Source organism: Klebsiella sp. CN_Kp091, from assembly GCF_040065095.1.
Lineage (GTDB): Bacteria > Pseudomonadota > Gammaproteobacteria > Enterobacterales > Enterobacteriaceae > Klebsiella > Klebsiella aerogenes.
This window is the reverse complement of the sequence record NZ_JBEAIO010000036.1, coordinates 76,248-86,727: the sequence shown is the minus strand read 5'-3', so window position 1 is coordinate 86,727 and position 10,480 is coordinate 76,248. Positions and strand designations below refer to the sequence as shown.

General features: G+C 55.1%; 9 protein-coding genes. 3 read left to right on the top strand and 6 right to left on the bottom strand.

What is annotated here, in order from left to right; genetic code table 11:
* Positions 1-150: 150 nt before the first annotated feature.
* The 4 genes from hemG to pepQ are packed head-to-tail and all read right to left on the bottom strand — an operon-like array spanning position 151 to position 4,134.
* Positions 151-684: a menaquinone-dependent protoporphyrinogen IX dehydrogenase gene (hemG, locus tag ABLV17_RS14520; RefSeq protein ID WP_087858686.1), complete on the bottom strand. Its 534-nt coding sequence runs from the start codon at positions 682-684 to the stop codon at positions 151-153.
* Positions 685-695: 11 nt separating this feature from the next.
* Positions 696-2,147 (bottom strand): Trk system potassium transporter TrkH, encoded by a 1,452-nt coding sequence (trkH, locus tag ABLV17_RS14515; protein WP_045378745.1) that lies wholly within the window; start codon positions 2,145-2,147, stop codon positions 696-698.
* 41 nt (positions 2,148-2,188) lie between these two features.
* Positions 2,189-2,803 carry an IMPACT family protein gene (locus ABLV17_RS14510; protein WP_015704001.1) on the bottom strand — a complete coding sequence of 205 codons (615 nt, stop codon included), beginning with the start codon at positions 2,801-2,803 and terminating at the stop codon, positions 2,189-2,191.
* Positions 2,803-4,134, bottom strand: coding sequence for a Xaa-Pro dipeptidase (gene pepQ / locus ABLV17_RS14505; protein WP_308958009.1), 1,332 nt, complete (start codon positions 4,132-4,134; stop codon positions 2,803-2,805). Before pepQ ends, ABLV17_RS14510 begins: the two co-directional genes overlap by 1 nt.
* 191 nt (positions 4,135-4,325) lie before the next feature.
* On the opposite strand from pepQ, the gene fadB reads away from it, so the two are divergent.
* The 3 genes from fadB to ABLV17_RS14490 all read left to right on the top strand — a co-directional run bounded on the left by fadB (position 4,326) and on the right by ABLV17_RS14490 (position 8,153).
* Positions 4,326-6,515, top strand: a complete 2,190-nt coding sequence (gene fadB / locus ABLV17_RS14500) for a fatty acid oxidation complex subunit alpha FadB (RefSeq protein ID WP_045367526.1) — start codon at positions 4,326-4,328, stop codon at positions 6,513-6,515.
* 9 nt (positions 6,516-6,524) lie between these two features.
* Positions 6,525-7,688, top strand: coding sequence for an acetyl-CoA C-acyltransferase FadA (gene fadA, locus ABLV17_RS14495; protein ID WP_136027837.1), 1,164 nt, complete (start codon positions 6,525-6,527; stop codon positions 7,686-7,688).
* Positions 7,689-7,850: 162 nt separating this feature from the next.
* Complete coding sequence (locus tag ABLV17_RS14490; protein WP_348854339.1) at positions 7,851-8,153, top strand: hypothetical protein; 303 nt, start codon at positions 7,851-7,853, stop codon at positions 8,151-8,153.
* A 45-nt stretch (positions 8,154-8,198) separates the two neighbouring features.
* On the opposite strand, the gene fre is transcribed toward ABLV17_RS14490, so the two are convergent.
* Positions 8,199-8,900 carry an NAD(P)H-flavin reductase gene (gene fre / locus ABLV17_RS14485; protein WP_008807928.1) on the bottom strand — a complete coding sequence of 234 codons (702 nt, stop codon included), beginning with the start codon at positions 8,898-8,900 and terminating at the stop codon, positions 8,199-8,201.
* A gap of 55 nt (positions 8,901-8,955) precedes the next feature.
* Positions 8,956-10,425, bottom strand: coding sequence for a 4-hydroxy-3-polyprenylbenzoate decarboxylase (ubiD, locus tag ABLV17_RS14480; protein ID WP_015368839.1), 1,470 nt, complete (start codon positions 10,423-10,425; stop codon positions 8,956-8,958).
* Positions 10,426-10,480 lie beyond the last annotated feature (55 nt).

Here is a 10,480-nt window from a genome sequence, read left to right as displayed (position 1 = left end):
CTCACCGGAACCCCGCTGACCCGGCGGCTTGTTTGCCGTTGTTCCGTGTCAGTGGTGGCGCATTATAGGGAGTAATTCTGAAGTGACAAGAGGAAATTCAAAAAAACTTTTCGTTCGCTCGATTTTCCACCATAACGCGAGTTTTACGCGCTATTTGCTCGTCATTTGCGCGATTTCTCGGGCAAATCTGGCCACCTGCGGCCAATCGGTATAAACCACTTCTTTACTAGTGTCCGTTTCCCCGCCGGTCATCTTCATAATTAAGCGAATCATTATTCGATCGTACCAGCGATAGCGCGGATAACGCAGCGCACCGGCAAATACCGCGCAGCTCTGCGGCTGCCACGGCGAGTTAAGGAGAAACTTGCGCGTATAGCTGTTGGTTTGCGGCGTTCGCTTTTCCGGTTTGCGCGCCACCAGGTTTACCGAGAAGAACGCTCCCGGCAACGCCTGCAGAGATGCCAGATGCTTTTTCACGAAGCGGTCCAGCGCTGGATGAAAGTGCCCGTAGCGAATAGAAGCGCCAATCACCACCCGATCGTAATGATGCCACTCAACCGTCTCGGTACGGTTCAGGTTCACAGTATCCGCATCAACCCCCAGCTCTTTGAGTTCAGAGGCTAGATAGGAGGCAATTTCACGGGTCTGCCCATCCCGGGTGGAGAAAAGAATTAAAGTTTTCACGAGCACTCCTGTTAATCGCGCCAGAAAGTGGGAGTAAAGAGCACCAATAAGGTGAACACTTCCAGACGACCAAACAGCATATTAGCAATCAGGATCCATTTCGCGACCGGGTTCATTGTCGCAAAGTTATCAGCAACGACCCCAAGACCAGGCCCCAGGTTGTTCAATGTCGCCACAACTGAAGCAAAGGCAGAAAAGTCATCAACCCCAGTCGCGATTATCGCCAGCATACTAATGATAAAGACCAGCGCATAGGCGGAGAAGAATCCCCACACGGCTTCCAGAATACGTTCCGGCAGCGCGCGGTTACCTAACTTAATGCTATAGACCGCATTCGGGTGCACCAGGCGCTTAAGCTCACGATTCCCCTGCTTAAACAGCAACAGGATACGAATGACCTTTAAACCACCGCCCGTTGACCCGGCGCAGCCGCCGATGAAAGCCGAACAGAGCAGCAGCACCGGCAGGAACAACGGCCAACGCGCAATACTGTCGGTGGTAAACCCAGCGGTCGTCGCCATCGACACCACCTGGAAGAACGCCTGGTTCAGCGTTGTTAACACCGAGCCGTAGACATTATGTAACCACAATACCAGCGTACAGACGATAACCAGGGTTAGCTGAACACCGATAAACATTCTGAATTCCGGATCACGCCAGTAAACCCGTAAACTGCGCCCACTTAATAGCGAAAAGTGCAGGCCATAGTTACAGCCGGAGATTAGGAGGAAGATGGCGATGATGGAGTTAATCATCGGGCTATTAAAGTAGCCGACGCTGGCATCGTGAGTTGAGAAGCCGCCGATAGCGATGGTCGCAAAGCTATGGCCAATCGCATCAAACGCCGGCATCCCGGCAAACCATAGCGCTAATGCGCAGGCGACGGTCAATAAGACATAAATAAGCCACAGCGTTTTTGCCGTTTCGGCAATACGCGGTCGCATCTTATTGTCTTTCAACGGGCCCGGCATTTCCGCCCGGTAGAGCTGCATCCCGCCGACGCCAAGGATAGGTAAAATCGCCACCGCCAGCACGATGATACCCATACCACCGAACCACTGCAGCATCTGGCGATAGAACAGGATGGCATGAGGCAGTGAGTCAAGCCCCACCAGCGTCGTCGCGCCGGTAGTGGTTAAGCCGGAGAAGGATTCAAAAAAGGCATCCGTCACTGTCAGATTAGGCTGTTCAGCAAAGATAAACGGTAACGCACCGACGCTGCCCAGCACCGTCCAGAACAACACGACTATCAGAAATCCTTCACGGGATTTCAGCTCGCCTTTTTGCTTACGGTTCGGCCACCACAGCATGGAGCCGATCGCCAGGGCAACAAAGAAGGTTTGGGTGAAAGCTCGCCCCGCGCCATCGCGATATATCAGGGCCACTAATCCCGGGACAATCATCGTCCCCGAAAATAAGATGACCAACAGTCCAACGATTCGGGTTATCGCGCGAAAATGCATCTCTGGCGCTTCCTTTGGGTTACAAAAAAATCAGGTGGGGATTATTCGTCAATCTTCAGTAATTGCAATGAACCACGACTAAAATCAGCCAGTTTTGTCGAAAAAGAGGCCACTTCAGCTTGCGGAAGCGCGACGCGCAGTTGCACAGACGCCTGATATTCGCTTTCCACAATAATGCCCGAGAACTGCGCCAGCAACGCTTCTACCCCGGCCAGCTGTCCGTATTCACATTGCAAAGTATATGCGGTTAACGGCGTCTTGCGCTGCGTTTTCAACTGCGCAAGCGCCTGATGGACGCCGCCGCCATAGGCCTTCACCAGGCCGCCGGTACCCAGCAGAATACCACCGTAGTAGCGCACCACCACCGCGGTTATCTCGCCGACGCCGCTGCCCATCAGCTGCGCCAGCATGGGTTTACCTGCCGTTCCCGCCGGTTCGCCATCGTCAGAGAACCCCAGCTGCTGTGAATCATCAGGAGGCCCGGCAACCCACGCCACGCAGTGGTGACGGGCGTCCGGGTGCTCAGCCCTGACCGATTCGACAAACGCTTTTGCCGCCGCCACGCCGTCGGTATGCGCCAACAGCGTGATGAAACGGCTCTTTTTGATCTCTTCAACAACGCTCACCGGCGCGGCCGGCACCAACCAACTTTCCATTACGCCAGTTTCAGGTCGCGCGTCATATTTTCGATGCTGTTTTCGTGAACCACCACGTTATCTTCGATACGAATCCCGCCAAACGGCTTCATGGCTTCAATTTTCTGCCAGTTGAAGTGCTTGCTGAACTGCCCTTCACGCCAAGGCGCCAATAGCGACTCAATAAAGTAGATGCCTGGTTCGATAGTCAACACCATACGCGGCTCGAGAATACGGGTGCAACGCAGGTAAGGATACTTCGACGGCGCCGCCAGATGCGTACCGGTATCGTCCTGCATGAAACCGGCGACATCATGAACCTGCAGGCCCAGCGGATGACCAATCCCGTGCGGCATAAACGGTCCGGTCAGATCGTTTTCCACCATCGCCTCTTCGCTCATGCCGGTCACTAGCTGGTGTTTACGCAGCAGCTTTGCGATGCGCTGATGGAACTGCATATGGTAATCAACGTAACTGGTGCCGGCCTTCATGGTGCTAATCAGCGCCAGTTGCTCGTCGTTAACGTCTTTAATCAGCTGCGCGAAATCGTTGTCGCTGTGGCCTGCCCAGGTGCGAGTCAGGTCCGCGGCATAGCCGTTGTACTCTGCGCCCGCATCCAACAGGAAGCTGCGCATCTCGGTTGGCGCACGGTGATCCAGCTTGGTGTAGTGCAATACGGCCGCATGCTCATTCAGCGCCACGATATTGCTGTAAGGGACGTCGGTATCGCGATGACCGGTCGCCGTCAGGTAAGCCTGATTAATATCGAACTCGCTCATCCCCGACTGGAAAGCTTCGTGGGCCGCGCGATGGCCGTTGACCGCCGATTTCTGCGCTTCACGCATACAAGCCAGCTCATAATCGGTTTTGTAAGCGCGATAATAATGCAGATAGTCAATAACGCCTTTCGGGTTGATTTTGTCTGCCGCGATCTCCAGACCTAAAGCACGTTCCGGCACCGGGCCGATATACGCGATGTTGCCACGCGCCGCGGGCAGTTGACCGCCAATACCGTCGGCTTTCGGCAACGCAATGACATCCACTTCCTCAGTCCAGAAAGAGGTCGGCAGCGGCTCAACGTTGTGCCAGTAATCGACCGGCAAATAAAACCACAACTTCGGTTTATTCACGCCATCCACCAGCAGCCAGCAGTTTGGCACCTGGGTCACCGGCACCCACGCCTTAAACTGCGGGTTAACCTTAAACGGATACGGATGATCGTCGAGGAAGACATTGATCAGCTCGCCGGAGTGGATAAGCAGAGCATCCAGCTTGAAGCGGTCTAAAACTTTGCGGGTACGTTCTTGTAGGGTAACGATATGATTTTTATAAAGCGCGGCCAGTGATTCCATCTTTTATCCTTTGCTTTTATTGGATCGTGATTCTCCGCATCTTAGCACATTGGCTCCAGGCCGGGTGATTTCTACCGGATGTGATCCGACCAGCAATTATTTAAAGAGTAATTTGCATTTTCTTAACATAAATTCCACACTCCGAATCATCTGGTATGACCAGATCATATTGCTGGATTCAGGAGACTGACATGCTCTACAAAGGCGACACCCTGTACCTCGACTGGCTGGAAGATGGCATTGCCGAACTGGTTTTCGACGCCCCCGGCTCGGTTAACAAGCTTGATACTGCAACCGTTGCCAGCCTCGGTCACGCGCTGGACGTACTCGAAAAACAAAAAGATCTCAAAGGGCTGCTGCTGCGCTCTGAAAAAGCGGCCTTTATCGTCGGCGCCGATATCACCGAATTCCTTTCACTATTCCTGGTGCCGGAAGAACAGTTGAGCCAGTGGCTGCACTTTGCCAACAGCGTCTTCAATCGCCTGGAAGATTTACCGGTCCCTACTCTGTCAGCGGTTAACGGCTACGCGCTGGGCGGTGGTTGCGAATGCGTGCTGGCGACCGACTATCGCCTCGCCACGCCGGATCTGCGCATCGGCCTGCCGGAAACCAAGTTGGGCATTATGCCTGGCTTCGGCGGTTCCGTACGTCTGCCGCGCCTGCTCGGCGCCGATAGCGCGCTGGAAATTATTGCCGCCGGTAAAGACGTCGGCGCCGATCAAGCGCTGAAAATTGGCCTCATTGACGGCATTGTTGCCGCGGAAAAACTGCATGACGGCGCGCTGGCGATTCTGCGCCAGGCGATTAATGGCGACCTGGACTGGAAAGCCAAACGTCAGCCGAAACTGGAGCCGCTGAAGCTCAGCAAAATTGAAGCCGCCATGAGCTTCACTATTGCCAAAGGTATGGTCGCGCAAACCGCCGGAAAACATTACCCGGCGCCGATCACCGCGGTAAAAACCATCGAAGCCGCCGCGCGTCTTGGCCGTGATGACGCGCTGAAGCTGGAAAACCAAAGTTTTGTTCCGCTGGCGCATACCAACGAAGCGCGCGCGCTGGTCGGCATCTTCCTTAACGACCAGTACGTCAAAGCGAAAGCGAAAAAACTCACTAAAGATGTCGAGACGCCGAAGCATGCTGCCGTATTAGGCGCCGGCATTATGGGTGGCGGCATTGCTTACCAGTCAGCCTGGAAAGGCGTGCCGGTGGTGATGAAAGACATTAGCGACAAATCGCTGACCCTTGGCATGACCGAAGCGGCGAAGCTGCTGAATAAACAGCTGGAACGCGGAAAAATCGACGGCCTGAAGCTGGCCGGAGTGATTAGCACCATTCAGCCAACGCTGGAATACAGCGGTTTTGACCGCGTGGACGTCGTCGTTGAAGCGGTGGTGGAAAACCCGAAAGTGAAGAAAGCGGTACTGGCGGAAACCGAAGAGAAAGTGCGTCCGGACACCGTGCTGGCTTCCAACACCTCAACGATTCCTATCAGCGAGCTGGCCAGCGTTCTGCAGCGCCCGGAGAATTTCTGCGGTATGCACTTCTTTAACCCGGTACATCGCATGCCGCTGGTTGAAGTGATCCGCGGCGAGAAAACTTCGGACAAGACCATTGCCAAAGTCGTTGCCTGGGCCAGCAAAATGGGCAAAACACCGATCGTGGTGAATGATTGCCCCGGCTTCTTCGTTAACCGTGTACTGTTCCCCTATTTCGCAGGCTTCAGCCAGCTGCTGCGCGACGGCGCGGATTTCCGCAAAGTCGACAAAGTGATGGAAAAACAGTTTGGCTGGCCGATGGGCCCGGCCTATCTGCTGGATGTTGTCGGCATCGATACCGCGCACCATGCCCAGGCGGTAATGGCGGCGGGGTTCCCACAGCGGATGCAGAAAGATTATCGCGATGCTATCGACGCGCTGTTTGACGCCAGCCGTTTCGGCCAGAAGAACGGCCTCGGTTTCTGGCGTTATAAAGAAGACAGTAAAGGTAAGCCGAAGAAAGAAGAAGATGCCGCAGTCGATAGTCTGCTGGCCGAAGTCAGCCAGCCGAAGCGCGATTTCAGCGATGAAGAGATTATCGCCCGCATGATGATCCCAATGGTTAACGAAGTTGTTCGCTGCCTGGAAGAAGGCATTATCGCCAGCCCGGCGGAAGCGGATATGGCGCTGGTATACGGCCTGGGCTTCCCTCCGTTCCACGGCGGCGCATTCCGCTGGCTGGACACCATCGGCAGCGCAAAATATCTCGATATGGCACAGCAATACCAGCACCTCGGCCCGCTTTATGCCGTGCCGGAGGGTCTGCGTAATAAGGCCCGTCATAACGAAGCGTATTATCCTCCAGTAGAACCAGCCCGTCCGGTTGGCGAACTGAAAACGGCTTAAGGAGTCACAATGGAACAGGTTGTCATTGTCGATGCAATTCGCACCCCGATGGGCCGTTCAAAGGGCGGCGCCTTTCGCAACGTGCGTGCGGAAGACCTCTCCGCACACCTGATGCGAAGCCTGCTCTCGCGTAACCCGTCCCTTGAGGCGAGCGCGATTGACGATATTTACTGGGGCTGCGTGCAACAAACGCTGGAGCAGGGTTTCAACATTGCGCGTAACGCCGCGCTGTTGGCGGAAATCCCGCACTCTGTACCGGCAACAACGGTTAACCGCCTGTGCGGTTCCTCCATGCAGGCGCTGCACGATGCCGCCCGTATGATCATGACCGGCGACGCCAGCGTCTGCCTGATTGGCGGCGTTGAGCACATGGGCCATGTGCCAATGAGTCATGGTGTCGATTTCCATCCGGGCCTTAGCCGTAACGTGGCGAAAGCCGCCGGTATGATGGGGCTGACCGCGGAAATGCTGGCGCGTCTACACGGCATTAGCCGTGAAATGCAGGATCAATTCGCCGCACGTTCCCACGCTCGCGCCTGGGCGGCGACGCAATCCGGGGCATTCAAGGCGGAGATTATCCCGACCGGCGGCCACGATGCCGATGGCGTGCTGAAATCCTTTAATTATGACGAAGTGATCCGCCCGGAAACCACCGTAGAAGCGCTGGCGGCGCTGAGACCGGCTTTCGATCCGGTGACCGGCACGGTAACGGCAGGTACCTCTTCCGCGCTTTCCGACGGCGCGGCGGCAATGCTGCTGATGAGCGAAAGCCGCGCCCACGAGCTGGGGCTGAAGCCGCGCGCTCGCGTCCGTTCAATGGCGGTAGTCGGCTGCGACCCGTCCATTATGGGTTATGGCCCGGTTCCGGCCTCAAAGCTGGCGCTGAAAAAAGCGGGATTATCCACCAGCGATATCGACGTCTTTGAAATGAATGAAGCGTTTGCCGCGCAGATCCTGCCATGTATTAAAGATCTGGGGTTAATGGAGCAGATCGACGAGAAGATCAACCTTAACGGCGGCGCGATCGCGCTCGGCCACCCGTTGGGCTGTTCCGGGGCGCGTATTAGCACCACCTTGATCAATCAGATGGAACGCAAAGACGCGCAGTTCGGTCTGGCGACCATGTGCATCGGTTTAGGTCAGGGGATCGCCACCGTATTCGAGAGGATATAGGTAAAAAACTCGATGCCATTATTGCCTGCCAGCCAACAGGCAATAATGGATTAGAGGGGGTTTAGTTGCCGTTCTTCCCGCCTGTCAGGGGCGGGTTTTTTATTTCTATCATTCAGTTATTATCTCCACTACTGTATAAATCATTAAGGATAATAACTAGTTATGAAAAAACTCTTACTAATTCTCCCACTGATTGCATTACCAGCTGCAGCTCTCGCCGATGAACAAACTGACGCTCAGGCGTGTCTATCATGGGGGATCAGCAAAATGGCGCCTAACCAGCAATTAAGCCATGTAGATATCACTGATATTAATAGCGAACGCTATGATGAGAAGGTAGGTTCCCAGCATATTGCGACACAACTAACCGCAACGCTGGCAAAAAAAGGCGACAGCGTTGGAAACATGCTCTGTTTGCTGGAAAACGAGCGGCCGCGGTACGTTTACTTCAGCGATATGCAGTAAAAAAAGCATCCGGGTCTCGCGCCTGGATGCTTATTAGAAACACGATCAGATAAACGCAAACGCATCGCCAAACAGGCGATCTTCACGCGCGCCGCGCTCATTACAGAACAGGTCGCGGGCAATCTTGGCCATTTCAAAGCGACCGGCAATATAAATATCATGCTCGGCCAGCGTACCGTAATCCTGCAGCACAGCGGTGAGTACCGTACCGGAGCGGCCGCGCCACCCTTCTTCCGGCTGCTCGACCACCGGCTCGATGCGCAGATTCGGATGCTTGATGCTTAACGCTTCCAGCTCGGCCAGATCGTACAGATGCTTAGCCTCGCGGCCGCCCCAATAAATGGCGATATCACGATCCGGGTTACGCGCCAGCGCGGTTAACAGAATAGAACGCACATAAGAGAATCCGGTACCGCCGGCGATCAGAATCAGCGGGCGATCTTCGTCATCGCGCAGCCACGCTTCGCCATGCGGAATATCAACCTCAATTTCACGCTCTTTCAGAATGCGATCCATCACCGCCATCGCATACAGATTGAGTTCAGAAGCACCGATATGCAGCTCGATAAACTCGTGCTCTGACGGCGTGGAAGCCATAGAGAACGGACGCTTGTCGCGCTCATCCATCACTACCATCAGATACTGGCCGGCGCGGAAAGAAAATGCCGCTTCCGGAACTAATCGAACGCGATACACGGTATCGGTAATCGCCTCCACCGAGGTCACTTTACAGCTTAAGGTTGTCATGCGTCCCCTCTGTCGGGTCTATAGAGCAAAACAGCGGCGTTAGCCCCGCTTACTGTTATTTAAAGATGGCCAGTTCATCCCAGATGGCGTCGATACGCGCCGTCACCTCAGGATCTTTTTTGATTGGACGACCCCATTCACGCTGGGTTTCGCCAGGCCATTTATTTGTGGCATCCAGCCCCATTTTTGAACCCAGGCCGGAAACCGGCGAGGCAAAATCCAGATAATCTATTGGCGTATTTTCTACCAGTACCGTATCACGAGCCGGGTCCATACGGGTAGTAATCGCCCAAATCACGTCATTCCAGTCGCGCGCGTTCACGTCATCGTCGCAGACAATCACGAACTTGGTATACATGAACTGACGCAGGAACGACCAGACGCCCATCATCACGCGCTTGGCATGGCCTGCGTACTGTTTTTTCATGGTCACCACCGCCAGGCGATAGGAACACCCTTCCGGCGGCAGATAGAAATCGACGATTTCCGGGAACTGCTTTTGCAGAATCGGCACAAAGACTTCGTTCAGCGCCACGCCCAGCACCGCGGGTTCATCCGGCGGACGACCGGTATAGGTCGAATGATAAATCGCGTCTTCGCGCTGGGTAATATGGGTCACCGTAAATACCGGGAAGCTGTCTACTTCATTGTAGTAGCCGGTATGATCGCCGTATGGCCCTTCCGGCGCCATCTCGCCGGCCTCAATGTAGCCTTCAAGCACGATTTCCGCGCTGGCCGGCACTTCAAGGTCATTGGAAACGCACTTCACCACTTCGGTCTTGGTGCCGCGCAGCAAGCCTGCGAAAGCGTATTCCGACAGGGTATCAGGAACCGGCGTCACCGCGCCCAGAATGGTCGCCGGATCGGCGCCAAGCGCCACGGAAACCGGAAAACGTTCGCCGGGATGCGCCGCGCACCACTCCTGAAAATCGAGCGCGCCGCCGCGGTGGGACAACCAACGCATGATGAGTTTATTTTTGCCGATCAGCTGCTGGCGATAAATACCCAGATTTTGCCTCTCCTTGTGCGGGCCGCGGGTCACCGTCAGCCCCCAGGTAATCAGCGGCGCGGCATCTTCCGGCCAGCAGGTCATAATCGGTATTTTGTTGAGATCGACATCATCGCCCTGGATGATTTTTTGCTGACAAGGCGCGCCGCGCAGGCGTTTGGTCGGCATATTCAACACTTGCTTGAACTGCGGCAGCTTATCAAACAGATCGCGGAAGCCTTTTGGCGGCTCCGGCTCTTTCAGAAAGGCCAATAGCTTCCCGACTTCCCGTAGCGAACTGACGTCTTCCTGGCCCATCCCCAGCGCCACACGACGCGGCGTGCCAAACAAGTTACACAGCACCGGCATCGAGTAGCCTTTCGGGTTTTCAAACAGCAGCGCCGGGCCGCCGGCACGCAGGGTGCGGTCGGCAATTTCGGTAATTTCCAGATGCGGGTCGACCGGCAGGGTTATCCGTTTTAGCTCGCCCTGCTGCTCAAGTAATGTCAGAAAGTCGCGTAGATCGTGGTATTTCATGGAGTTATTATTGACCTCTATACAAGCGGCTGATTATACGATTTTCGCCGCAACG